The sequence below is a fragment of the Shinella zoogloeoides genome (assembly GCF_003574625.1).
Classification (GTDB): Bacteria; Pseudomonadota; Alphaproteobacteria; order Rhizobiales; family Rhizobiaceae; genus Shinella; species Shinella zoogloeoides_A.
This window is the reverse complement of the sequence record NZ_QNUJ01000015.1, coordinates 83,911-106,434: the sequence shown is the minus strand read 5'-3', so window position 1 is coordinate 106,434 and position 22,524 is coordinate 83,911. Positions and strand designations below refer to the sequence as shown.

The 22,524-nt window shown below is 65.9% G+C and carries 23 protein-coding genes; 12 read left to right on the top strand and 11 right to left on the bottom strand.

The genetic code is table 11. The features are described 5' to 3' along the window. Positions 1 to 6: 6 nt before the first annotated feature. Both DSD28_RS24395 and DSD28_RS24390 read right to left on the bottom strand, forming a co-directional pair. Positions 7 to 648 (bottom strand): LysE family translocator, encoded by a 642-nt coding sequence (locus tag DSD28_RS24395; RefSeq protein ID WP_119259028.1) that lies wholly within the window; start codon positions 646 to 648, stop codon positions 7 to 9. 70 nt (positions 649 to 718) lie between these two features. Further along, positions 719 to 1,570, bottom strand: a complete 852-nt coding sequence (locus DSD28_RS24390; protein ID WP_119259048.1) for an SDR family NAD(P)-dependent oxidoreductase — start codon at positions 1,568 to 1,570, stop codon at positions 719 to 721. Positions 1,571 to 1,755: 185 nt separating this feature from the next. On the opposite strand from DSD28_RS24390, the gene DSD28_RS24385 reads away from it, so the two are divergent. Continuing rightward, on the top strand, positions 1,756 to 2,979 hold the full coding sequence (locus DSD28_RS24385) for an argininosuccinate synthase (RefSeq protein WP_119259047.1): 1,224 nt from the start codon (positions 1,756 to 1,758) through the stop codon (positions 2,977 to 2,979). Positions 2,980 to 3,049: 70 nt separating this feature from the next. Here the strand turns inward: DSD28_RS24385 and DSD28_RS24380 are convergent, their stop codons facing one another. After that, entirely contained in the window at positions 3,050 to 3,535 is a 486-nt protein-coding gene (locus DSD28_RS24380) for a MarR family winged helix-turn-helix transcriptional regulator (RefSeq protein ID WP_119259027.1), read from the bottom strand. 172 nt (positions 3,536 to 3,707) lie between these two features. On the opposite strand from DSD28_RS24380, the gene DSD28_RS24375 reads away from it, so the two are divergent. Then, positions 3,708 to 4,349, top strand: a complete 642-nt coding sequence (locus DSD28_RS24375) for a LysE family translocator (RefSeq protein ID WP_119259026.1) — start codon at positions 3,708 to 3,710, stop codon at positions 4,347 to 4,349. Here the strand turns inward: DSD28_RS24375 and DSD28_RS24370 are convergent. Beyond that, the gene (locus DSD28_RS24370) at positions 4,346 to 5,734 is read right to left on the bottom strand and encodes a sensor histidine kinase (protein WP_119259025.1); all 1,389 of its coding nucleotides are present in this window, start codon (positions 5,732 to 5,734) and stop codon (positions 4,346 to 4,348) included. The genes DSD28_RS24375 and DSD28_RS24370 overlap by 4 nt on opposite strands. Beyond that, positions 5,731 to 6,405, bottom strand: coding sequence for a response regulator (locus tag DSD28_RS24365; protein WP_119259024.1), 675 nt, complete (start codon positions 6,403 to 6,405; stop codon positions 5,731 to 5,733). Before DSD28_RS24365 ends, DSD28_RS24370 begins: the two co-directional genes overlap by 4 nt. Before the next feature lie 77 nt (positions 6,406 to 6,482). Between DSD28_RS24365 and DSD28_RS24360 the strand changes: the two genes are divergently transcribed. The 5 genes from DSD28_RS24360 to DSD28_RS26120 all read left to right on the top strand — a co-directional run bounded on the left by DSD28_RS24360 (position 6,483) and on the right by DSD28_RS26120 (position 11,036). Further along, on the top strand, positions 6,483 to 7,550 hold the full coding sequence (locus tag DSD28_RS24360; RefSeq protein WP_119259023.1) for an ABC transporter substrate-binding protein: 1,068 nt from the start codon (positions 6,483 to 6,485) through the stop codon (positions 7,548 to 7,550). Between the two features lie 210 nt (positions 7,551 to 7,760). After that, complete coding sequence (locus tag DSD28_RS24355; protein WP_119259022.1) at positions 7,761 to 8,705, top strand: Bug family tripartite tricarboxylate transporter substrate binding protein; 945 nt, start codon at positions 7,761 to 7,763, stop codon at positions 8,703 to 8,705. Continuing rightward, the gene (locus DSD28_RS24350; RefSeq protein WP_119259021.1) at positions 8,702 to 9,190 is read left to right on the top strand and encodes a tripartite tricarboxylate transporter TctB family protein; all 489 of its coding nucleotides are present in this window, start codon (positions 8,702 to 8,704) and stop codon (positions 9,188 to 9,190) included. The genes DSD28_RS24355 and DSD28_RS24350 overlap by 4 nt, the downstream gene beginning before the upstream one ends. Before the next feature lie 10 nt (positions 9,191 to 9,200). Next, entirely contained in the window at positions 9,201 to 10,718 is a 1,518-nt protein-coding gene (locus DSD28_RS24345) for a tripartite tricarboxylate transporter permease (RefSeq protein ID WP_119259020.1), read from the top strand. A gap of 153 nt (positions 10,719 to 10,871) precedes the next feature. Next, positions 10,872 to 11,036 carry a hypothetical protein gene (locus tag DSD28_RS26120; RefSeq protein ID WP_162911546.1) on the top strand — a complete coding sequence of 55 codons (165 nt, stop codon included), beginning with the start codon at positions 10,872 to 10,874 and terminating at the stop codon, positions 11,034 to 11,036. A gap of 126 nt (positions 11,037 to 11,162) precedes the next feature. Here the strand turns inward: DSD28_RS26120 and DSD28_RS24340 are convergent, their stop codons facing one another. Further along, complete coding sequence (locus DSD28_RS24340) at positions 11,163 to 12,269, bottom strand: DUF475 domain-containing protein (RefSeq protein WP_119259019.1); 1,107 nt, start codon at positions 12,267 to 12,269, stop codon at positions 11,163 to 11,165. A gap of 378 nt (positions 12,270 to 12,647) precedes the next feature. Here DSD28_RS24340 and DSD28_RS24335 point away from each other — a divergent pair, with 378 nt between their 5' ends. The 4 genes from DSD28_RS24335 to DSD28_RS24320 all read left to right on the top strand — a co-directional run bounded on the left by DSD28_RS24335 (position 12,648) and on the right by DSD28_RS24320 (position 19,248). Then, the gene (locus DSD28_RS24335; protein WP_119259018.1) at positions 12,648 to 14,717 is read left to right on the top strand and encodes a M3 family metallopeptidase; all 2,070 of its coding nucleotides are present in this window, start codon (positions 12,648 to 12,650) and stop codon (positions 14,715 to 14,717) included. Between the two features lie 313 nt (positions 14,718 to 15,030). Beyond that, entirely contained in the window at positions 15,031 to 16,593 is a 1,563-nt protein-coding gene (locus DSD28_RS24330; protein ID WP_119259017.1) for an alkaline phosphatase D family protein, read from the top strand. A 116-nt stretch (positions 16,594 to 16,709) separates the two neighbouring features. Then, positions 16,710 to 18,536 (top strand): translational GTPase TypA, encoded by a 1,827-nt coding sequence (gene typA, locus DSD28_RS24325; protein ID WP_119259016.1) that lies wholly within the window; start codon positions 16,710 to 16,712, stop codon positions 18,534 to 18,536. A 205-nt stretch (positions 18,537 to 18,741) separates the two neighbouring features. Continuing rightward, positions 18,742 to 19,248, top strand: coding sequence for a GNAT family N-acetyltransferase (locus tag DSD28_RS24320; RefSeq protein ID WP_119259015.1), 507 nt, complete (start codon positions 18,742 to 18,744; stop codon positions 19,246 to 19,248). A 24-nt stretch (positions 19,249 to 19,272) separates the two neighbouring features. Here the strand turns inward: DSD28_RS24320 and DSD28_RS24315 are convergent, their stop codons facing one another. Next, a complete protein-coding gene (locus DSD28_RS24315; RefSeq protein ID WP_119259014.1) occupies positions 19,273 to 19,893 on the bottom strand; it encodes a hypothetical protein in 621 nt (206 codons plus the stop codon). 135 nt (positions 19,894 to 20,028) lie between these two features. On the opposite strand from DSD28_RS24315, the gene ppa reads away from it, so the two are divergent. After that, positions 20,029 to 20,562, top strand: a complete 534-nt coding sequence (gene ppa / locus DSD28_RS24310; RefSeq protein ID WP_119259013.1) for an inorganic diphosphatase — start codon at positions 20,029 to 20,031, stop codon at positions 20,560 to 20,562. Positions 20,563 to 20,565: 3 nt separating this feature from the next. Here the strand turns inward: ppa and DSD28_RS24305 are convergent, their stop codons facing one another. The 4 genes from DSD28_RS24305 to DSD28_RS24290 all read right to left on the bottom strand — a co-directional run bounded on the left by DSD28_RS24305 (position 20,566) and on the right by DSD28_RS24290 (position 22,517). Then, a complete protein-coding gene (locus DSD28_RS24305) occupies positions 20,566 to 20,880 on the bottom strand; it encodes a DUF167 domain-containing protein (RefSeq protein WP_119259012.1) in 315 nt (104 codons plus the stop codon). Beyond that, positions 20,877 to 21,167 (bottom strand): YggT family protein, encoded by a 291-nt coding sequence (locus DSD28_RS24300; RefSeq protein WP_119259011.1) that lies wholly within the window; start codon positions 21,165 to 21,167, stop codon positions 20,877 to 20,879. Before DSD28_RS24300 ends, DSD28_RS24305 begins: the two co-directional genes overlap by 4 nt. Positions 21,168 to 21,311: 144 nt before the next feature. Continuing rightward, the gene (locus DSD28_RS24295) at positions 21,312 to 22,028 is read right to left on the bottom strand and encodes a glutamine amidotransferase (protein ID WP_119259010.1); all 717 of its coding nucleotides are present in this window, start codon (positions 22,026 to 22,028) and stop codon (positions 21,312 to 21,314) included. A gap of 3 nt (positions 22,029 to 22,031) precedes the next feature. Then, complete coding sequence (locus DSD28_RS24290; RefSeq protein WP_119259009.1) at positions 22,032 to 22,517, bottom strand: TerB family tellurite resistance protein; 486 nt, start codon at positions 22,515 to 22,517, stop codon at positions 22,032 to 22,034. Between the last annotated feature and the right edge of the window lie 7 nt (positions 22,518 to 22,524).

The following is a 22,524-nucleotide window of genomic DNA, read 5'->3' as shown; positions in this document are numbered from 1 at the left end:
CGCTTCCTATCGCGCCTGCGTGAGGAAGATCTTGACGGCGAAGACCGAGAAGACGCCCGCGAAGGTGTAGTCGAGGCCGCGCAACGCCTTCGGGTTCCGCTGCAGCCAGCCGGCGAGCCGGTCGGCGGCAAGGATTACCGCGATGTTGACGGGTATGCCGACGGCGATGAAGAACAGGCCGAGGAAGACCAGCTTGCCCGTGACATGGGGATCGCCGGCGCTGACGAACTGCGGCAGGAACGTCACGAAGAAGATGACCACCTTCGGATTGAGCAGGTTCACCCAGAAGCCGGTGGAGATGCTGGCGAGCGCGGTGCCGCGCGGGCTGTCCGCCGCCTTGATCGTCAGGCTGGTGCCGTGGCGGATCGCCTGTATGGCGAGCCACAGCAGATAGGCCGCGCCACCGCTCTTCAGGATGGTGAAGGTCGTCGGTGAGGCGGCGATGAGAGCCGAGACGCCGAAGGCGACGAGCAGCGTGTGCACGAGGATGCCGAGGCAGGTGCCGAGCACCACGTAGAGCGCCGGGCCGCGGCCCTGCGACAGGGCGCGGCTGATCGAGAGCGTCATGTCCGGGCCGGGCGTGGCGGCCAGAAGCAATGTCGTCGCCGCGAAGGTGATGAGCGTCGCAAGCGCGGGCACGAAGTCCATGGCGATCCTCTGGAAGGTGGAAAGAGGCGACTCTTATCTGCCTTTCGGAAAATTGCCAGCCGAAACGCTTTCAGGGACGTTCGGCGAAGGCCTTGAATTTCTCTGCGTAATCCGGATGCCAGCGCGAGAGCGGCGGGCGGTTCTCGATGACGTCGCCCATCGCCCAGGCCATGCGGCGCTCGTCGAGGGCGCGGGCGACGTCGTTGTCCGGGCAGAGGATGTAGAAGTCGCCGCGCGCAAGGCTTTCCAGCATGAAGTCGACGGTCTGGGCCGGCGTCCAGGCGGCGTCGGGCTTTTCCGTGCGCTCGCCCTTCGTCAGGGCGGTGAAGACGAAGCCGGGGATCAGCAGATGGGCGGAAACCTTCGCGCCCGCCGTGTTGCGCAATTCGTGCTGGAGCGCTTCGGTGAAGACCTTCACGCCGGCTTTCGAGACATTGTAGGCCGGATTGCCGGGCGGTGTGGTGATGCCCTGCTTGGAGCCGGTATTGATGATGAGGCCGGGCTCGCCATGGGCCAGCATGTTCGGGCCGAAGACCTGCGTGCCGTGGATGACGCCCATCAGGTTGACCGCGAGGATATGGTCCCAGTTGGCTTCAGTGCTGAAGATGGAGGTGTCTGGCTGGATGCCGGCATTGTTCATCAGCACATGCACGCGGCCGAAGCGCTGCAGCACCGCGCGTTCCAGCGCTTCCAGTTCGTGCCGGTGGGCGACGTCGGTCTCGACGGCCATGACATTCGCCTCGCCGGCGATGGCTTCGAGTTCGACGCGGGCCTCGCCAAGCTGGTCGGCGTTGCGGTCGGCCAGCGCCACGCACATGCCGGCCTCGGCGAAGCGCCTTGCGGCGGCAAGCCCGATGCCGGAGGCGCCGCCGGTGACGACGGCGACATTGGCGGGTTTGATGATATCCTTGATGGTCGTCATGGGATCGTCCCCTTCCATGGTCCACTTTCCCCGAATATGGGGAGGCGCGCGGCGGCGTCAAACCCGCTTTGCGTCACGATGCGCCGGGCCTTGCCCTTGCGCCGCGCGCCAATCTCGCTAAAAGTGCCGCGACACCGGGCTTTCGCGGGTTTGCTGCGGCCCTTCATGCAACGGACCTCATCATCATGGCATCACATAAAGACGTGAAGAAAGTCGTGCTCGCCTATTCCGGCGGCCTCGATACCTCGATCATCCTGAAGTGGCTTCAGACGGAACTCGGCGCGGAAGTCGTGACCTTCACGGCCGACCTCGGCCAGGGCGAAGAGCTGGAGCCGGCACGCAAGAAGGCCGAGATGCTCGGCATCAAGGAAATCTTCATCGAGGATGTGCGCGAGGAATTCGTGCGCGATTTCGTCTTCCCGATGTTCCGCGCCAATGCGGTCTATGAGGGCGTCTACCTGCTCGGTACCTCCATCGCCCGCCCGCTGATCTCCAAGCACCTCATCGAGATCGCCGCCAAGACCGGCGCCGACGCCATCGCGCACGGCGCGACCGGCAAGGGCAACGACCAGGTCCGCTTCGAGCTTTCGGCCTATGCGCTGAACCCGGACATCAAGATCATCGCGCCGTGGCGCGACTGGTCGTTCAAGAGCCGCACGCATCTGCTCGAATTCGCCGAGCAGCACCAGATCCCGGTCGCCAAGGACAAGAAGGGCGAAGCGCCGTTCTCGGTGGACGCGAACCTCCTGCACTCCTCCTCCGAGGGCAAGGTGCTGGAAGACCCGGCAGTCGAGGCTCCCGAATACGTGCATATGCGCACCATCTCGCCGGAAACGGCACCCGACAAGGCGACCGTCATCAAGGTCGGTTTCGAGCGGGGCGATGCCGTCTCGATCAACGGCGTGCGCATGTCGCCGGCGACGATCCTGGCGACGCTCAACAACTACGGCCGCGACAACGGCATCGGCCGCCTCGACCTCGTGGAAAACCGCTTCGTCGGCATGAAGTCGCGCGGCGTCTACGAAACGCCCGGCGGCACGATCCTGCTCGCCGCGCACCGCGCCATCGAGAGCATCACGCTCGACCGCGGTGCCGCCCACCTCAAGGACGAGCTGATGCCGCGCTATGCCGAGCTGATCTATTACGGCTTCTGGTTCTCGCCGGAGCGCGAGATGCTGCAGGCCGCGATCGACCGGAGCCAGGAGCATGTCGAGGGCGAGGTGACGCTGAAGCTCTACAAGGGCAATGTCATGGTCACCGGCCGCGAATCGCCGAAGTCGCTCTATTCCGACAAGCTCGTCACCTTCGAGGACGACCAGGGCGCCTACGACCAGAAGGACGCCGCCGGCTTCATCAAGCTGAACGCATTGCGCCTGCGCACGCTCGCTGCCCGCAACAAGCGCGGCTGAGCGGTCTCGCATCGTGTAGGAAACCCGCTGCCGGGAACGGCGGCGGGTTTTTCGTCTGGAATTCGCCGTTCTAACGGATCGCCTGACTGGCGAGGGAAGGGGCGCCGCCGCCTTCCTCGAGGGCCGAAAGGTTGGCGCGCAGATGCTTCATGCGCGCACGCATCAGCGAAAGGTCTTCCTCGCCGATGCCATCCGTCACCAGCCGCATCAGCTCGATCTGCTCGACGCGGATGCGGGCGATGACCTCGGCGGCGGCCGGCGTCGTGTGGATCAGTTTGGCGCGGCGGTCGGCGGGGTCTGCCCGGCGCTCGATGAAACCGAGGCTCTGGAGGCGGTCGAGATAGGTGGAGAGCGTCATCGGCTCGATGCCCATCTGCTGGGCGATCTCGAGCTGGCGGCTGCCTTCCAGCGTGGCGATGCGCACGAGCGTGCGGGCCTCGCCCGGCGTGAGGCCGAGGCCGGCGGTGGCGATGCGACGCTCGAAGGCGCTACGCAGCATGCGGGCAACGTCGATAAGGACGAAACCGAGGGCATCGGGATCGGGGCGCGTGGACATGATGACTTTCTGGCTATTGTAAGCTTTCCTTACTGGCTGGCGCGGCAATGGACAACCGCCGAGCTGCGGCGGCAATGCATGGCTGCCCTGCACGGTGAAAAAATGCCCGCCGACCCAGCTTGACGAAAGCCGTGCGGCAGACTGAAATGCTTGAAATTCGAGGGAATTCCTGATGACCGGTTCCATGCTATTCGGCGCCTTCATGGCTGCCCTGCTCTATGTGCTCATCCCCGGGCCGGCGTTCCTCGCTCTGCTCGGCATCGGCGCGGGGCAGGGTCGCAAGGCAGGCGCGCTCTTTCTCGGCGGCCATCTTGCCGGCGACATGGTCTGGTCCAGCCTCGCGCTCGTCGCCATCGTCGGGGCGAAGACCATCGGCACCACGGTCTTTGACGTGCTCGGGCTGTTCTGCGGCTTCTATCTCGCCTGGCTCGGCTGGTCGGCGCTGCGGGCGAGCAAGCGCTCGGACGGCGCGTCGATGCTGACGGTCGAGCGGCCGCTGCGCCGTGGCCTGATCTTCGGTCTCACCAATCCCAAGGGCTATCCCGTGGCGCTCGCGACTTTCACGGCGCTGCTCGCCAGCTCCTCGAACGCGCTGGACTTCCAGGCGCTGCCGCTCCTCCTCAGCGCCTCGCTCGTCGGCTTCCTGCTGGCGGACGGCGTTCTCGTCGTGATCATCGGCGCGAGCCTGGTTCGCCGGTTCTATCGCCGCCACGAGCTTGCCATCGTGCGTATGTCGGGCCTGCTCTTCATGGGCTTTGCCGTGCAGGCCATCTGGCACGCCGCACCCGGCCTTCTCGGCTGGCGCAAGCCTTAACCGGCCGCCGGGAAGCGGATCGCCACGTGAAGCCCGCGGCCAGCCGGGCCGCTCTCCAGCGTCATCGCCGCATCGAACAGCGCGGCGATCTCCTCGACGATCGGCAGGCCAAGGCCCATGCCGGGCGCATCGCGATGTTCGCCGCGTGCGAACCGCTGGCGCGCGAGCGTGCGGCGCTCCGGCGGAATGCCGGGGCCATTGTCCTCGACCGTGAGGCACACCGCATCCCTTCCCTGCCGCACGCTCACCGTCACCTCCGCGCCGCGGCCAGCATAGGCGATGGCGTTCTCCACGAGGTTGCGCAGCAATTCGCCGAACAGCAGCGGCTCGACGCGGGCGAAGGCCGGGCCGTCGCCTTCGTAGCCGAGGTCGATGCCGGCCTCGGCGGCGGCGGGCACGCGGTCGGCGGTGAGCTGCTGGGCGAGGGCGGCGATGTCGACGGCGGCGAGCGTCTGCGGTTCGTTGGAGCCGGCGGCGTCGATCTTCGCCATCAGCAGGAGCTGCGCGAGGATGCGCTCGGCATGGGCGACGGCGGCATCGCCCTTGCGCGCGGCCTCCTGCGCCTCCTCCAGCGTCGCGGCGCGGCCTGCCAGCGCGAGCTGGGTGCGGATGATGGCGAGCGGCGTGCGCAGCTGGTGGCTGGCATTGCCGGAGAAGTGGCGCAGCGCGTCGAGCGCCGATTGCAGGCGCACCATGAAGGAGTTGACCGTGTCGACGAGGCCCTGCACCTCGCTCGGCGCGCGCTGCTCGATGGGGTGCAGGTCGTTCGGACTGCGCTCGGCGATGGCGTCGCCGAGCCGATAGAGCGGGCGCAGCGAGACCGTGACGGCGATCCAGACGATGGCGGCGGCGCCCGCGATCATCATGGCAAGGCGCAGCGCCGAGCGCAGGAGGATCGTCTGCGTCAGCTGGCGGCGGGCGATGGTGGTTTCGGCGACGGTCACGGCGAAGGGCACGGAATTGATGCCGGTGGAGGCGGAGCGCTGGAGCACGGCGATGCGGATCGGCTCGCCGCGGAAGGTCGCATCCGCAAAGCCGATCGACCGGCCGCCCATCTCGGCGATGGTCGGCAGGGTCTGGTAGCCGGTGATGAAGCGGCCGGGCGGGCCGTCGACGCGGTAGAAGACGCGGTCCTGCGCGGCCGAGGTCAGCATTTCCAGCGCGACATAGGGGATATCGACCTCCAGCGCGCCGTTTTCCGTCACCACGACGCGCTCGGCGATGGCGAGCGCCGAGCCGGCGAGCACGCGGTCCGAGACGTTGTTCGCCGTCGTCACCGCCTCGTTATAGGTATCGACGAGGGCGACGACGCCGATCACCGCCGTCGAGACGAGCAGCCAGAGGAGGAGGCGGCGGCGGAGCGAGGCGGCGGGAAGGAGCGTCAAGCGGCCGCCGCCTTGTCGAGATAGTAGCCGATGCCGCGGGCGGTGCGCACGGTGAGGCCGTGCGGGGCGAGACGCTTCCTCAGCCGGCTGACATATTGTTCGATGGCATTGGCCGACAGGTCGTCGTCGAAGGCGGCGAGCGACTGCATGATGGCTTCCTTGGCGACTACCTTGCCGGCGCGCATGAAGAGGATTTCGAGAAGGCCGAGTTCGCGGGCGGGAATGTCGAGCGGCACGCCCTCGGCCGAGAAGGTACGGGAATTGAGGTCGAGCGTGATGCCCCCGAAGGCGATGGCCGAGGAGCGCAGCCCCGCCTGCCGGCGCAGCAGCATGCGCACGCGCGCCTCGAATTCGGAGATGTCGAAGGGCTTGATCATGTAGTCGTCGGCGCCGAGATCGAGGCCGCGCACCCGCTCTTCCGGCGCGCCGCGCGCTGTCAGGATCAGGACGGCGGCCTTGCTGGAGCGGGCGCGCATGGCGCGCAGCACGTCGAGCCCGTCCATTTCCGGCAGCGTCAGGTCGAGGATGACGAGGTCGAAATTCTCCGACGCGATGGCTGCGTCGGCCGAAGCGCCGTCGCGCACCACGTCCACGGCATGGCCGGTGCCCTTGAGGATGGCGGAAAGGCCGTCCGCCAGGGCTTCATTGTCCTCGACCAGTAGAATGCGCACGTCTTCGTCCTCCCAGGGCGAATTTAGCGGCGGCGGGCGCTCTTGTGAACGGGCGTCCGCTTTGGCAAGGTCATGCGATGCGCCTTGTCCTCACCCTTCTTGCACTTCTGGCGGCCTCTTCGCCCGTTCTTGCCGAGCCGGCCTTCTTTGCGGCGCGCGACGGCAATGCGGACGCGCCCGTCCTCGTCGTCTATTCCTCGCTCGACGAGCCGCTCGCCCGACCGATGATCGAGGGCTTCCAGAAGGCCAATCCGGACGTGGCGGTGCGCTACGAGGAGATGTTGACCGGCGAGGTGCATGACCGCATCGTCAGCGAGACGGATGCAGGGCAGAAGACTGCCGACTTCGCTTTCTCCTCGGCGATGGACCTGCAGGTCAAGCTCAGCAATGACGGCTACGCGCAGCGCAGCGACCTACCGATGAGCGACCGCTGGCCCCAATGGGCCAACTGGCGCAACACCGCCTATGCGCTGACCTTCGAGCCCGCCGTCTTCGTCTATCACAAGCCGAGCTTCAAGGGCGGCAAGCCGCCGGCTTCGCGTGCCGAGTTCGTCGACTATCTCAAGCGGCAGGGCGAGAAGGTCTATGGCCGCATCGGCACCTACGACATCGAGCGCTCCGGCGTCGGCTTCCTCTTCATGGCGCGCGACCAGGAGCAGTTCGGCGATATCTGGACTGTGATCCAGGCGATGGGCGCGGTGGGCGTGAAACTCTATTCGACCAGCTCGGCGATCCTGGAGCGTGTCGCCGACGGGCGCTTCGTGCTCGGCTACAACATCCTCGGCTCCTATGCGGCGGACTGGGCCTCACGCCACCCGGATGTCGGGATCGTGCTGCCGAAGGACTATACCGTCGTCATGTCGCGCATCGGGCTGGTGCCGCAGGCTGCCGCCTCGCCGGAGCTTGGCCGGCGCTATCTCGCCTTCTTCATGTCGAAGGAGGGGCAGGAGATCCTGTCGCGCGAATTGCAGATCGCTGCCGTCAGCCCCGAGGTCTCGGGCTCCAACACGGCGCGCACGATGAACGCGCTGCTCGGCGCGCAGTTGAAGCCGGTGCCGGTCAGCCCCGGCCTGATGGTCTATCTCGACCAGGTCAAGCGCGCCCGGCTGATCGCGCGCTGGAACGAGGTCCTGCGCAACCAGTAGCCGGCCGTTCCGCCGCCATGTCAGGTAAATGACAGCTTTCTGTGGTCGCTTGGGGTTCTTCATCGTCCGTGGAGGCGGACGGAAGACCGGGAGGAGAATTCTGCCACAGTCGCGCCCGCCGAAAGGCGGCTCGCGCCGTCATGGCGGCTCTGTCCTCCCGCCACAGGCAACGATGCGCGGGTGAGCCCGCGCCTGACGGAGGACAGACCCTTGAAACATTTCTTCCTGGCATCCCTGATCGCCGGCGCCATGGCGCTTCCGGCCTTCGCCGCGGATTATTCGATCATCGCGCCCGCCGGCCCCGGCGGCGGCTGGGACCAGACGGCCCGGTCGATCCAGACGGTTCTTCAGGACGAGAAGATCGCCGGCAGCGTGCAGGTGGTCAACGTTCCGGGCGCCGGCGGCACGATCGGCCTTGCCCAGTTCGCCAGCCAGAATTCCGGCAATCCGAACGCCCTCATCGTCGGCGGCTACGTGATGGTCGGCGCGATCCTCACCAACCAGTCGCCGGTCACCCTCAAGGACGTGACGCCCATCGCGCGGCTTACCGGCGAGTACGAGGCGATCGTCGTTCCGGCCGCCTCGCCGATCCAGAACATGGAAGACCTCGTCAAGGCGCTGAAGGCCGATCCCGGCGCGGTCTCCTGGGCGGGCGGCTCGGCCGGCGGCACGGACCACATCACGGCCGGCCTCATCGCCAAGGCGGCGGGCGTCGACCCGACCAAGATCAACTATGTCGCCTATGCCGGCGGCGGCGAGGCGCTTGCCGCGATCCTCGGCAACCAGGTGACGGCGGGCATTTCCGGCTACGGCGAGTTCGAGGCCCAGGTAAAGGCCGGCACGCTGCGCCTGATCGCCATTTCCAGCGGCGAGCGCATCGAGGGCATCGACGCGCCGACCATCAAGGAAAGCGGCCTCGACGTCGTGGTCGAGAACTGGCGCATGATCGCCGCCGCGCCCGGCCTTTCGGATGAGCAGGTCGCCTCGATCAATGGTGACATCGAGAAGATGGTGACCTCCGCCTCCTGGAAGGACGTCCTGAAGACCAAGGGCTGGCAGGACACCTATCTCGCCGGCGATGCCTTCAAGGCGCAGCTCGACAAGGATGTCGCCGCGACGGAAAGCATCCTCAAGGATATCGGGCTCGTCAAATGAGCGAGGTTCCATCCTCCCGTGAAGCGCGCCGCCCCGACAGGGCGGCGCTGGTCATCGCTCCCGTCCTCTTCATCCTTGCCGGCATCATCTGGTGGGATGCGGGGCGGCTTGCGGAGATGACCAACTATTCGCGCATCGGCCCCGCGACGGTGCCGCATGTCATCGCCCTCGGGCTGGCGCTGCTCGCCGTCTGGACGGGCTTCGAGGCCTGGCGCGGCGATTTCCCGGAGCGCGAGCCCGTCGAGATCCAGCCGGTCGTCTGGATCGTCGCGGGGCTTGCCGGGCAGATGCTGCTGCTCAAGACGGTGGGCTTTTCCATCGCCACGGGCGTGCTGTTCGCGCTGACCGCCTTCGGCTTCGGCCGACGCAAGCTCTGGATCTCCCTGCCTCTCGGCATCGCCATCAGCTTCGTTGTCTTCATCATCTTCGGCCGCTTCCTGCAACTCTCGCTGCCCGCGGGACTGCTCGAGCACCTGTTCTTCTGAGGAGCTGACGATGGGTACATTCGAATTCCTGCTCCAGGGCCTCGTCGTCGCTGCCCAGCCGATGAACCTGCTCTATGCGCTGATCGGCGTCACGCTCGGCACGGCCGTCGGCGTGCTGCCGGGCATCGGGCCGGCGCTCACCGTGGCGCTGCTCCTGCCCGTCACCTACAAGCTCGATCCGGCGGGCTCGCTCATCATGTTCGCCGGCATCTATTACGGCGGCATGTATGGCGGCTCGACGACTTCGATCCTGCTCAACACGCCGGGCGAAAGCGCCTCGGTCGTCACCGCGCTCGAGGGCAACAAGATGGCCCGGGCCGGGCGCGGCGGGCCGGCGCTCGCCACAGCCGCCATCGGCTCCTTCGTCGCCGGCCTCATCGCCACGCTCGGCCTTGCCTTCATCGCGCCCTTCGTCGTGAAATTCGCGCTCTCCTTCGGCCCGCGCGAATATTTCGCGCTGATGGTGCTCGCCTTCGTGACCGTCTCGGCCGCCTTCGGCGATTCGACGCTGCGCGGCCTCACCGCCCTCTTCGTCGGCCTCGGCCTTGCCATTATCGGCATCGACCAGCAGACCGGCCAGGCGCGGCTTTCCTTCGGCGTTCCCGACCTTCTCGACGGCATCGAGGTGACGACGCTCGCCGTCGCCATGTTCGCCATCGGCGAGACGCTCTACGTCGCCTGCCAGGGCGACCGCATCCCCGAGAAGGTGGAGGCGGTGAAGGGCTCGGTCTGGATGAACGCGCAGGACTGGGCGCGCTCGTGGAAGCCGTGGCTGCGCGGCACCGTGATCGGCTTCCCGATCGGCGCCATGCCGGCCGGCGGCGCCGATATCGCCAGCTTCCTCTCCTATTCGGCGGAAAAGCAGTTCTCCGCCCACAAGGACGAGTTCGGCAAGGGCGCCATCGAGGGTGTGGCCGGGCCGGAGGCGGCCAACAACGCGTCGGCGGCCGGCACGCTCGTGCCGCTGCTCTCGCTGGGCCTGCCGACGACGGCGACGGCGGCCATCATGCTCGCCGGCTTCCAGCAATACGGCCTCCAGCCGGGCCCGCTCCTGTTCGCGACCAATCCGCAGCTTGTCTGGGGCCTCATCGCCAGCCTGCTCATCGCCAATTTCATGCTGCTGGTGCTGAACCTGCCGCTGATCGGCCTCTGGGTGAAGCTGCTGACGATCCCCAAGCCCTGGCTCTATGCCGGCATCCTGCTCTTCGCGACGCTCGGCACCATCGGCGCCAATCCGTCGGTCTTCGAACTCGGCATGCTGCTGGTCTTCGGCCTGCTGGGCTTTGCCATGCGGCTCTTCGGCTATCCGATCGCGCCCGTCGTGGTGGGGCTCATCCTCGGGCCGATGGCGGAGCAGCAGTTGCGCCGGGCGCTGGCCATCAGCCAGGGCGACGTGACGGTGCTTTTCATGTCGCCCATCGCCGCCGTACTGTTCGGCCTCGCTTTCCTCGCCGTCATCGTCCCGCTCATCCTGCGGGCGCGCGGCAAGGGCGAAGTCCTTTCGCAGTTCGCCGCCAACGAAGACTGACGTTCTTCTTCGAAGAGCGGAAATATTGCAGGCCGGAAACCTCGTTTCCGGCCTGCATCCGTTGCATGGCTGGGCTGAGATTCCCTCGCTTGTACTTTCGGGCCCGAAGCATCATCTTCCGTCCGTAAGCTAGAACAGAAAGCGAGCATTCCAATGACCACCCTCCGCAACTCCTTCGCCCAGGGCTTCTTCGGCCGGGCCTTCGCCGTATTGAGCGCTGCCCACGCAGCCGCCGCGGCCGTAGAGGGCCACCGCCGCCCGAAGGAACGCGACCTGAAGACCCTCGGCATCAACCCCGCCGACTTCCCGCGCGTCTGACGCGGGAGAGAGAATTCCCTGAATGAAAAGGCCCGCCGGTCGGAAGATCGGCGGGCCTTCTGTATTTGGGGCTGCGTTCGTCCTGGGAATAGCGAGCCGGCCGCTTTCGGCGGCCGGCCGCAGGCGTCAGGCGTTCTTGCCGAGGCCGTCCGTCACATGGTCGGCCTCGCGGCGTTCCAGCGCCTGTTCGCGCCGGTTATAGCGGATCGAGGACCAGAGCGAGATGCCGATGAGCGTTGCGCCGCCAAGGCCAGTGATGACCTCGGGAATGTGCACCAGCGTCTGGCAGTACATCACCACCGACAGGATCAGGATGGCGTAGAACGCGCCGTGCTCCAGGTAGCGGTATTCGGCGAGCGTGCCCTTGTCGACGAGCATGATGGTCATCGAGCGCACATACATGGCGCCGATGCCGAGGCCGATGGCGATGACGAAGAGGTTCTGCGTCAGCGCGAAGGCGCCGATCACGCCGTCGAAGGAGAAGCTGGCATCGAGCACTTCGAGATAGATGAAGGCGCCGAGGCCGCCCTTGGCCGCTTCCGACATCGCCTTCTGCGAGGCATCGAGCAGGCCGCCGACGACTTCCACCGCAAGGAAGGTGAGAAGGCCGTAGACCGCGGCATGCACGAAGGTATTGGCCGCCTCGCCCTCCAGCAGGTTCGAGAAGATCAGGATCAGCGCGAGGACGAAGGCGATCTCGATTCCCTTGACGGTCGCCGAGCGCGCCATGTGCTTCTCGATGAAGCCGATCCAGTGCACGTCCTTCTCATGGTTGAAGAAGTAGGTGAGGCCGACCATCATCAGGAAGGTGCCGCCGAAGGCCGCGATGGGCAGGTGCGCATCGTTCATGATGCGGGCATATTCCGCCGGCTCCCGGGCCGCGAGGACCAGGGCGTCGATCGGGCCGATGCCGGCGGCGATGACGACGATCAGAAGCGGGAAGACGATGCGCATGCCGAAGACGGCGATCACGATGCCCCAGGTCAGGAACCGGTGCTGCCAGGCCGGCGTCATGTCCTTGAGCTTGTTGGCGTTTACGATGGCATTGTCGAAGGAGAGCGAGATCTCCAGTACCGCGAGAACCGCGCAGATGAAGAAGACGGTCGCCATGCCGGAAAGCGTTCCGGTCGATTGCCAGCCGAGCCAGGCGCCGAGCGCAAGGCCGAGGGCGGTGACGATGAGTGCCCATTTGAGATAGGAAAGGGTGGATTTTCCTTCGCCGTTGCCGATCATGTCAGCGCCTCCGGGCTGGAGGTACGGGAGGTGAGATTGCGCATACCGCGACGGGCATGCGGGTAAGGCATGGTCAGGATGTTCATGTGCGTATGAATCCGCCGGCTGATTGCTGGCGGTACCGACATCACGAGAGCGCCGTAAAAACTCTCGCCAGAGGGGCCCGGCACCAGGGTTCACCGCGGCAACCGATGTCAAAAAGGCCGCGGGTCGGGATTGTTGTCTCCGAAGTCGCCGTCCGCGTCAAGTGGCAGGGTGCCGCACCGGCCTGAACGCGGCCGCGCGCATCCGGTTCCCTAATTTGCGACGGTGCCCTGTACCAAGGGGCATGACCGTTCCTATATTCGCCGCACGGTGATTTGCTGGAAAGGACGACCCATGACCGAAACGCGCATCGATCCTGCTCTTGTCGAGTGGAGCGGCCCCGGCGGCTTGCCGCGTTTCGATCTCGTCAGGGACGAGGCCTTCGCGGAAAGCTTCGATGCGGCGCTGGCGGCGCACGAAGCGGAGATCGACGCCATCGCCAACGATCCGGAAGCCCCCACCTTCGAGAACACCGTCGTCGCGCTGGAGATCGCCGGCGATGCGCTGTCGCGCGTCTCGGCGCTGTTCTGGAGCCGCGCCGGGGCCAATACCAACGACACGATCCAGGCCCTGGAACGCGACATCGCGCCGAAAATGTCGCGGCATTATTCGAAGATCGGCACCAATGCCGCGCTCTTCAAGCGCATCGATGCGCTGTGGGAGAGCCGTGCCGGGCTGAACCTTTCGCTGGAGCAGGTGCGCGTGCTGGAACGGCACTGGAAGGGCTTCGTGAAATCGGGCGCCAAGCTCGAAAAAACCGGGCAGGAACGGCTTTCGGCGATCAACGAGACGCTCGCCGGCCTCGGCGCGAAATTCGGCCAGAACGTGCTTGCCGACGAGAAGAACTGGGCGCTCGTCCTCGATGAGGGCGAGGCGCTCGACGGTCTGCCGGACTTCCTGAAGGACGCCATGGCGGCGGCGGCGCGCGAGCGCGGCGAGGACGGGCGCTACGCCGTCACCCTGTCGCGCTCGATCATCGAGCCGTTCCTCACCTTCTCCGCCCGCCGCGACCTGCGCGAGCAGGCGTTCCGGGCCTGGGTGGCGCGCGGCGAGAATGCGGGCGAGACGGACAATCGCGGCATCGTCAAGGAAACGCTGGCGCTCAGGGCCGAAAAGGCCGGGCTGCTCGGCTACGGGAACTTCGCGGCCCTGAAGCTCGACAACACCATGGCCAAGACGCCGGAGGCGGTGAACGGGCTCCTGATGCAGGTCTGGGAAAAGGCCGTGGCGCGGGCGCGCGAGGAGGAGGCCGAGCTTGCCGCGCTTGCCGCGCTGATCGCCGAGGAGGGGCGCAATCACGAGGTCATGCCCTGGGACTGGCGCTACTATGCGGAAAAGCTGCGCGCGAAAAAATTCAATTTCTCCGAGGCGGAGCTGAAGCCCTATCTCCAGCTCGAAAAGGTCATCGAGGCCTGCTTCGACGTTGCAGAGCGGCTCTTCGGCATCCGCGCCATCGAGCAGAAGGGTGTGCCGGTCTATCATCCCGACGTGCGGGTCTTCGAGATCCGAGACCGGGAGGACAGGCTGGTCGCCATGTTCCTCGGCGATTATTTCGCCCGCTCCTCCAAGCGTTCCGGCGCATGGATGAGCTCCTACCAGAGCCAGCATCGCCTGCCGCTGCCGAACGGCGCTGTCGGGGAACTGCCGATCATCTACAATGTCTGCAATTTCGCCAAGCCCGCGGAAGGCAAGCCCGCGCTGCTGTCGCTCGACGATGCGCGCACGCTCTTCCACGAATTCGGCCATGCGCTGCACGGCATGCTCTCCAACGTCACCTATCCCTCCGTCTCGGGCACGGGCGTCTCGCGCGATTTCGTGGAACTGCCGTCGCAGCTTTACGAGCACTGGCTGACGGTGCCGGAAGTGCTGACGCGCTATGCCGTGCATTATCAGACAGGTGAGGCGATGCCGCAGGCGCTGCTCGACAAGGTGCTGGCCGCCCGCACCTTCAATTCGGGCTTCGCGACGGTGGAGTTCACCTCCTCGGCGCTGGTCGACATGGCGTTCCATACGCGCGGCCCCGTCGAGGACCCGATGGCGGTGCAGGCGGAGGTGCTGGAAAAGATCGGCCTGCCGGCGTCCATCGTCATGCGCCACGCGACGCCGCACTTCCAGCATGTCTTCTCGGGCGATGGCTATTCGGCCGGTTACTATTCCTACATGTGGTCGGAAGTGCTCGACGCCGACGCCTTCTCCGCCTTCACCGAAACGGGCGACGCCTTCAATCCGGTCATGGCGGAGCGGCTGAAGACCTATATCTATTCCGTCGGCGGCTCGGTCGACCCGGAGGACGCCTACAAGGCCTTCCGCGGCAAGCTGCCGAGCCCGGAGGCCATGCTGGAGAAGAAGGGGCTGGCGGCCTGAGCCGGCGCCTGGCGCTCGCTCTGCCTTACACGACTTTTGCCGTGACCGTGTCTCTCCACCGACGTCATCCTCGGGCTTGACCCGAGGATCCGCGGCGGCACCGGGAGCATGGATGGTCGGGTCAGGCCCGACCATGACGAAGGAGAGGGGAGCGGGCTGCGGATAGGCCGGATAGAGCGCGGCACGCATGAACACGCCCCTCGTCATCCCCCCGTCACCAAAGCTTGGGTGAAACGTCATCGTCCCGTTACCGGACTGACATGCCGGAGACTCATGGTCTGCCCGTCTTTTCGCGGGCTGGGCCGGAGGTGGCATGGCGATCGTTCCCGAGGCGCTGACGCGGCGCTCGTTTCTGCTGACGGCGGGCGCCGGCGCGCTGGCCACGTCCTCGGCGCTGGCGGTTCCCTATTATGCGCGCCGCCATGGCAGCCCCGCCTTCTCGCATGGCGTCCAGTCCGGCGACGTGGATTGCTCGTCGGGCGTCGTCTGGGCGCGGGTCGACCGGCCGGCGGAGGTGGTGCTGGAATATGCGACCACCGACAGTTTCATCGATGCGATGCGGGTGCCGCTGCAGACGGCGACGGCAGCCTCGGACAATACGGTCAAGGCGATGCTGCAGGGGCTGCTGCCGGATCAGGACATCTTCTACCGCTTCACGGCGGGCGATCCCTATTCCAGCCATCTCGTCTCCGAGCCCATCGTCGGGCGCTTCCGCACCGCGCCGATGCGCAGGCGATCGGTGCGCTTCGTCTGGTCGGGCGATACGGCGGGGCAGGGCTGGGGCATCGACGATGTCGGCATGAAGACCTATTCGACCATGCTGCGCCACGAGCCGGATTTCTTCATCCATTCGGGCGACACGGTCTATGCCGACGGGCCGATCCCGGACGAGATCAGGCTGCGCGACGGCGGAGTCTGGAAGAACCGTATCGTCACCGACGAGAAGCGCGACGTGGCGCGCACGCTGGAGGAATTCCGCGGTCAGTGGAAATACAACCTCCTCGACGACCACCTGCTTTCCTTCAACAGGGAATGCCCGACCTTCTTCCAGTGGGACGACCATGAGGTGCTGAACAACTGGTCGGCATCGAGCGACCTTTCGGGCGACCGGCGCTATCCAGAAAAGGACATCAAGGTCTACGAGGCGCGAGCGCGGCGCGCCTTTCACGAAATGACGCCGATCCGCTATCTGCCCGGCGAGCCCGGGCGCATTTTCCGCAAGGTCGCCTACGGGCCGCTGCTCGACGTGTTCTTCGTGGACCTGCGCTCCTATCGCGGCCCCAACCGGGGCGGCACCGAGAACGACCTGTTCGGCCCGCGGCAGGCCGCGTGGCTGCGCCGCGAGCTTGCGGCCTCCCGTGCCGTCTGGAAGGTGATCGCCTGCGACATGCCGCTCGGCCTCGTCATCTGGGACGACTATGCCAATCGCCTCGGCTATGAGGGCGTGGCGGACGGGTCCGATGGCCCGCCGACGGCGCGCGAGCGGGAGATCGCGGACCTCCTCTCCTTCATGCGCGACAATGCGATCCACAATGTGGTCTGGCTGACGGCGGATGTGCACTATACGGCCGCCCACCATTACGATCCCTCGCGGGCGAAGTTCCAGGCGTTCGATCCGTTCTGGGAGTTCGTCTCCGGGCCGCTGCATTCCGGCACCTACGGGCCGCATCCGCTCGACATGACCTTCGGGCCGGAGGTGCGCTTCATCAAGGCGTCCGCCGGCGGCGCCGACAGCAACCTGCCGCCTTCCTCCGGCCTGCAATTCTTCGGCCTCGTCGATATCAGCGGAGCGAGCGAGGAGATGACCGTGCGGCTGATGGACCGGGAGGACCGGGATCTCTGGCGCGTGGTGCTGCCGCCGGTCCACTCGTCGTGAGGCAACAGAGTTGCGGCCCGCCCCTTTCGCATTTGCGGAAAAACATGTATGAGCCCGGCCATTGAAGACGGCGCCCTCGTTTTGCGCGCGCCCCTGAACCTCAGAGATTACAACCTATGTCCATCCGCAATATCGCGATCATCGCGCACGTCGACCATGGCAAGACAACGCTCGTCGACGAGCTTCTCAAGCAGTCCGGTTCTTTCCGTGAAAACCAGCGCGTCGCCGAACGCGTCATGGACTCCAACGACATCGAAAAAGAGCGCGGCATCACCATCCTCGCCAAGGCCACTTCGGTCGAATGGAAGGGCGTGCGCATCAACATCGTCGACACGCCCGGCCACGCCGACTTCGGCGGCGAAGTGGAGCGCATCCTCTCGATGGTGGACGGCGCCATCGTTCTCGTCGATTCGTCGGAAGGCCCGATGCCGCAGACCAAGTTCGTGGTCGGCAAGGCGCTCAAGGTCGGTCTGAAGCCGATCGTCGCCATCAACAAGATCGACCGCCCGGACGGCCGCCACGAGGAAGTGCTGAACGAGGTCTTCGACCTCTTCGCCAATCTCGACGCCACCGACGAGCAGCTCGACTTCCCGATCCTCTACGGTTCGGGCCGCAACGGCTGGATGAACGTCAACCCGCACGGCCCGCAGGACGAAGGCATGGCCCCGCTGCTCGACCTCGTGCTCAAGCACGTTCCCGAGCCGCAGGTTGCCGAAGGCCCGTTCCGCATGATCGGCACGATCCTCGAAGCCAACCCCTTCCTCGGCCGCATCATCACCGGCCGCATCCATTCCGGCTCGATCAAGCCGAACCAGTCCGTCAAGGTTCTCGGCCAGGACGGCCAGCTCATCGAAAGCGGCCGTATCTCGAAGATCCTCGCCTTCCGCGGCATCGAGCGCACGGCGATCGAAGAGGCCCATGCGGGTGACATCGTCGCCATCGCCGGCCTCACCAAGGGCACCGTCGCCGACACGTTCTGCGACCCCTCGGTATCCGAGGCCCTCAAGGCCCAGCCGATCGACCCGCCGACCGTTACCATGTCCTTCATCGTCAACGATTCGCCGCTCGCCGGCACGGAAGGCGACAAGGTCACGAGCCGCGTCATCCGCGATCGTCTCTTCAAGGAAGCCGAAGGCAACGTTGCGCTCAAGATCGAGGAATCGGGCGACAAGGATTCGTTCTTCGTCTCCGGCCGCGGCGAACTTCAGCTCGCCGTCCTCATCGAGACCATGCGCCGCGAAGGCTTCGAGCTTGCCGTGTCGCGTCCGCGCGTCGTCATGCACAAGGACGAGGACGGCCAGCTTCTGGAGCCGATCGAGGAAGTCGTCATCGACGTCGACGAGGAGCATTCCGGCGTCGTCGTGCAGAAGATGTCCGAGCGCAAGGCCGAGATGGTCGAGCTGCGTCCCTCGGGCGGCAATCGCGTCCGCCTCGTCTTCTTCGCCCCGACCCGCGGCCTTATCGGCTACCAGTCGGAACTGCTGACGGATACGCGCGGCACGGCGATCATGAACCGCCTGTTCCACGACTACCAGCCCTACAAGGGCGAGATCGGCGGCCGCGTCAACGGCGTGCTGCTCTCCAACGAAGCGGGCGAAGCCGTGGCCTACGCGCTCTTCAACCTGGAAGACCGCGGCCCGATGGTCATCGACGCGGGCGAGAAGGTCTATATGGGCATGATCGTCGGCATCCACACGCGCGACAACGACCTTGAGGTCAACGTGCTCAAGGGCAAGAAGCTCACCAACATCCGCGCCGCCGGCAAGGACGAAGCCGTCCGCCTGACGCCGCCGATCAAGATGACGCTGGAGCGCGCGCTGTCCTGGATCCAGGACGACGAGCTCGTCGAGGTCACGCCGAAGTCGATCCGCCTGCGCAAGCTGCATCTCGACCCGAACGACCGCAAGCGATTCGAAAAGCAGCGGGCCGCCGGCGCCGCCTGAGCCGTACGGCTCCCGAAACGGAACAGATCGAACCCCGGCCATCGGCCGGGGTTTTTCATGTGTGTGTCATCGTTTTACGGCTTGTGACGTTTGTTAAAAAAGCGTTAACTTTTCGGTGCACCGCCCGGAACTCGCCTGTGGGCAAAGCAGGTCTTCGCCTCTTGCGGGATTCCTGTGGAATCGGTGCCGGAATATGAGTCGTGTTATGAAGACACTGTCGATCGATGTGCGGCGCGCCGAACCGCTTGATGCGCGTGCGATATCCGAAACGCATCGGGTGTCGTGGCTGCAGGCCTATGCCGGCCTCATTCCGCACAAGCCGCTCAACCAGATGGTCGACCGCCGGGACGAGACCTGGTGGCGCAAGGCGACGCGCGGTCCCGCGACGCTTCTGGTGGTCGATGTCGCCGGCACGGTGGCCGGCTATGCCACGCTCGGCCTCAACCGCGCCCGCGCGCTGCCGCAGGAAGGCGAGATCTACGAAATCTACCTGCGTCCCGAATACCAGGGCATCGGTCTCGGCCGGCTGCTTTTCGGCGAGGCGCGGCGGCTGCTGAAATCGCTCGGCTGCAACGGCATGATCGTCTGGTGCCTGGAGGACAGCGAGCATGCCTATCGCTTCTTCCGCTCCTCCGGTGGAAGCGACATCGCCGAGGGCATGGAGAGCTTCGGCGACAAGGAACTGAAGAAGATCGGTTTCGTCTGGTCCTGATGGCCAGCGGCCTTGCCGGAATGCCTATTTCCCGGTGTCTTCCGGCAGGTAGCGCATCGGTTCTCCCGCCAGGCTTCCCCGCTTTTCGTGCCATTGCGGCTCGTCCTTGCCGCAGGTGAAGCCGCTTGCCTTCGTATCGGCGATTTCGCGGGCGAGGGCATTCGCGTCTTTGTTCTCCAGTGCATCGACATAGCCGACGACGCAGCTCGTCGGGTCCTGCGCCGTCGCCACCGTCGAGACGACGAGGACCTGGCCGTAGCGCGTCTTGATGTCGGACGTCGTTTCCGGATCGGACACGAACCAGCGCACGATGGTCGCCACCGGGGCGCCCTCGCCGTCGAGCCGCCATTCGATCTTCGCGTTGCTGTGGTTGAAGGGGCCGAAGCTCTCGAAGGCCTCGTCGAGCCAGGCCTTCGATACCGGGCCGTAAGACTGGCTCTGCCGGAGGTCGCCTTCCTTGAAATAGACGGCGAGGTTCCTGTAGCCGTCGCATTGCAGCGTCACGCTCGCGCCCTCCTCTTCCTGCGAGAGCGTCTTGCAGGCGTCGAGGTTCCGGTCGGTATAGGCGCTCTCGTTCGCCCGGGCGGGCGCGGCGGCCGCAAGGGCGGCGAGGCTGGCGATGAAAAGGCAGCGGCTCGGGTGCATTGGTCATCCTCCGGTCAAGATGAAGACGGCATATGCCGCCGGTCTATTCGGGTGAGGCGAAAGTCATGTTGCGCTGCAACGGGATTCGCATTAGGAAACCCGCAAACCAACCCATTGCCTTTCAAGGGGACCCCCATGCGTATCGATGCGATTTCCGTTGGCAAGAACCCGCCGGACGACGTGAACGTCATTGTCGAGGTGCCGGTCGGCGGCCATCCGATCAAGTACGAGATGGACAAGGAAGCCGGCGCGCTCGTCGTCGACCGTTTCCTCTACACGCCGATGACCTATCCGGGCAATTACGGCTTCGTGCCGCACACGCTCTCGGAAGACGGCGACCCGATCGACGTGCTGATCGCCAATACCCGTCCGCTCGTTCCGGGCTGTGTCATCAATGTGCGCCCGATCGGCGTCATGGTCATGGAAGATGACGGCGGCAAGGACGAGAAGATCATCGCCGTGCCGGTGCCGAAGCTGACGCGCCGCTACGACAAGGTCGAGAACTACACCGACCTGCCGGAGATCACCCTCAAGCAGATCGAGCACTTCTTCGAGCATTACAAGGACCTGGAGCCCGGCAAGTGGGTGAAGATCGCCGGCTGGCAGGACGTCACCGTCGCCAAGAGGATGATCCTCGAAGCCGTCGAGCGCTACAACAAATCCAAGTAAGGTTTAGCGCGGCACCGCGCTTTCGAGTCTTGAAACGATATCCTCCGGGTCGCCCTCGATCCGGAGGATTTTCTTTCTCTGGGTGTCGCCGGAAACGAGGCTGACGGCGGACTTGGCGACGCCTGCCGCCTTGGCGACGAGCACGATCAGCGCCTTGTTGGCCTTGCCCTTGTCCGGCGGATCGCTGACGCGGGCCTTCAGGTGGCCCTCGCCATCGGCGCCGGTTTCCCATCCGTCCATGGCATCGCGCCCGCCGTTCGGCGTCAGCCGGACGGTCAGGCGTACATGGTCGCTGTGGCGGCTCAGCGCCGCCGTCACAGGATCGCGGGGGCCAGTACCGTGCGGACGATCTGTTCCAGGAAGAACAGGATGACGAGCACGACGAGCGGCGACAGGTCGACGCCGCCGAAATTCGGCAGGACGCGGCGGATCGGCCGGTAGATCGGCTCGGTCAGCTGGTAGAGCGAGCGGCCGATGGTGGCGATCACCTGATTGTTCGCGTTGATGACGTTGAAGGCATAGAGCCAGGAGAAGATCGCCGAGGCGATCACCAGGAACCACGCGATATTGATGATGAACAATAGGGTGTTGATGACCGCTATCATTGACGTCTCCGATTGGTTTCGTGCTGACATGTAGCCATTGCGGCTTGCGCCAGCAAGGCCGCGCATAGGACGGGGCGGCAACATGTTTAATGCGCGGCGACCTGCGCGGGCGCAAAGCCTGCCGGTTCCCTCGCGGAATGGCGTTCATGCCTCGTGGAAAATGCGATCGAGGAAGGACGCCATCCAGTGCCGCAGCGCCGCGTCGTGCAGCAGGCGCCCGTCGAGATGGAGGCTGCCGACCTGCGCGCCGGGCAGGTCGAAGCGATGCGCCCCGCGCACCACCCAGCGGTGCATCATGGCGAGCGTCAATTCGCCGTGGAACTGGATGCCCCAGGCATTGTCGCCGTAGCGGAAGGCCTGGTTCTCGTAGTGGTGGCCGGTGGCGAGCAGGGTGGCGCCCGTGGGAAGGTCGAAACCCTCGCGGTGGAACTGGTAGACCATGCTCGGCCAGGCCATCAGCGCCGTGCCGGCCGTCGTCGCCTTCAGGGGATACCAGCCGATCTCCGTCCAGCCGTCCGCATGGCCCGACACCGTGCCGCCGAGGTTCTTCACCAGCATCTGGGCGCCGAGGCAGATGCCGAGGAAGGGGCGGTTCTCCCTGAGCGGCACCGAGAGCCAGTCGATCTCCCGGCGCACATAGGGCTCGGCGTCATTGGCGCTCATCGGCCCGCCGAAGACGACGGCGCCGGCATGGTGGGCGAGCGTCTCGGGCAGCGGATCGCCGAGCACCGGGCGGCGGATATCCAGCGCATGGCCCATTCGCTGCAGGATCTGGCCGACGCGGCCGGGGCTGGAGCTTTCCTGGTGCAGCACGACGAGGATGGGCCGCTTCCGGGGCTGTGCGGTGGAGAGATCGGGCATGGCTCAGCCTTCGTCCGGCTCCTCGTGCCCTGCCGAAACGCCATGCCGTCCGGCCACTTCCTGCCGCTTCATGATGCGCTCGCGGCCGGAAACGCCGAGAAGGTCCGCGATGCGCCAGATGGCGTGGTCCTCCATCTCGCTGCGCTCGCCGTCGGCATAGACGATCTCCCAGAGGAGGCCGATGAGGGCGACGCGCTGCTCTTCCGAAAGCTGGCGCTTCAGTTCCGAGGTGAAGTGGAAGAAGTCGATCGCCTCGCTCTCGGCATCGGCGCCGGCGGCGGCGAGCGCGTCGAGCTCGGCCTCGTCCACGCCGTAGAACGCCTTGAAGTGGGCGCGCAACGCCTTCTTCTCGACGGCCAGCACCTTGCCGTCGGCTTCCATGACCTGGATGCAGAGCGCCATGACGGCGACCCGCGGATCGTCGGCGGCGAAGGCGCGCTTGCCGTCGCCGGAAAGGCTCGCAAGAAAATGCTGCAAGCGTTCGAACATCGATTTA

Coding starts and splice junctions, on each gene's coding strand:
- DSD28_RS24395 (WP_119259028.1), bottom strand. CDS start 648: ATGGACTTCGTGCCCGCGCTTGCGACGCTCATCACCTTCGCGGCGACG.
- DSD28_RS24390 (WP_119259048.1), bottom strand. CDS start 1,570: ATGACGACCATCAAGGATATCATCAAACCCGCCAATGTCGCCGTCGTC.
- DSD28_RS24385 (WP_119259047.1), top strand. CDS start 1,756: ATGGCATCACATAAAGACGTGAAGAAAGTCGTGCTCGCCTATTCCGGC.
- DSD28_RS24380 (WP_119259027.1), bottom strand. CDS start 3,535: ATGTCCACGCGCCCCGATCCCGATGCCCTCGGTTTCGTCCTTATCGAC.
- DSD28_RS24375 (WP_119259026.1), top strand. CDS start 3,708: ATGACCGGTTCCATGCTATTCGGCGCCTTCATGGCTGCCCTGCTCTAT.
- DSD28_RS24360 (WP_119259023.1), top strand. CDS start 6,483: ATGCGCCTTGTCCTCACCCTTCTTGCACTTCTGGCGGCCTCTTCGCCC.
- DSD28_RS24350 (WP_119259021.1), top strand. CDS start 8,702: ATGAGCGAGGTTCCATCCTCCCGTGAAGCGCGCCGCCCCGACAGGGCG.
- DSD28_RS24345 (WP_119259020.1), top strand. CDS start 9,201: ATGGGTACATTCGAATTCCTGCTCCAGGGCCTCGTCGTCGCTGCCCAG.
- DSD28_RS26120 (WP_162911546.1), top strand. CDS start 10,872: ATGACCACCCTCCGCAACTCCTTCGCCCAGGGCTTCTTCGGCCGGGCC.
- DSD28_RS24340 (WP_119259019.1), bottom strand. CDS start 12,269: ATGATCGGCAACGGCGAAGGAAAATCCACCCTTTCCTATCTCAAATGG.
- DSD28_RS24335 (WP_119259018.1), top strand. CDS start 12,648: ATGACCGAAACGCGCATCGATCCTGCTCTTGTCGAGTGGAGCGGCCCC.
- DSD28_RS24330 (WP_119259017.1), top strand. CDS start 15,031: ATGGCGATCGTTCCCGAGGCGCTGACGCGGCGCTCGTTTCTGCTGACG.
- typA (WP_119259016.1), top strand. CDS start 16,710: ATGTCCATCCGCAATATCGCGATCATCGCGCACGTCGACCATGGCAAG.
- DSD28_RS24320 (WP_119259015.1), top strand. CDS start 18,742: ATGAAGACACTGTCGATCGATGTGCGGCGCGCCGAACCGCTTGATGCG.
- DSD28_RS24315 (WP_119259014.1), bottom strand. CDS start 19,893: ATGCACCCGAGCCGCTGCCTTTTCATCGCCAGCCTCGCCGCCCTTGCG.
- ppa (WP_119259013.1), top strand. CDS start 20,029: ATGCGTATCGATGCGATTTCCGTTGGCAAGAACCCGCCGGACGACGTG.
- DSD28_RS24300 (WP_119259011.1), bottom strand. CDS start 21,167: ATGATAGCGGTCATCAACACCCTATTGTTCATCATCAATATCGCGTGG.
- DSD28_RS24295 (WP_119259010.1), bottom strand. CDS start 22,028: ATGCCCGATCTCTCCACCGCACAGCCCCGGAAGCGGCCCATCCTCGTC.
- DSD28_RS24290 (WP_119259009.1), bottom strand. CDS start 22,517: ATGTTCGAACGCTTGCAGCATTTTCTTGCGAGCCTTTCCGGCGACGGC.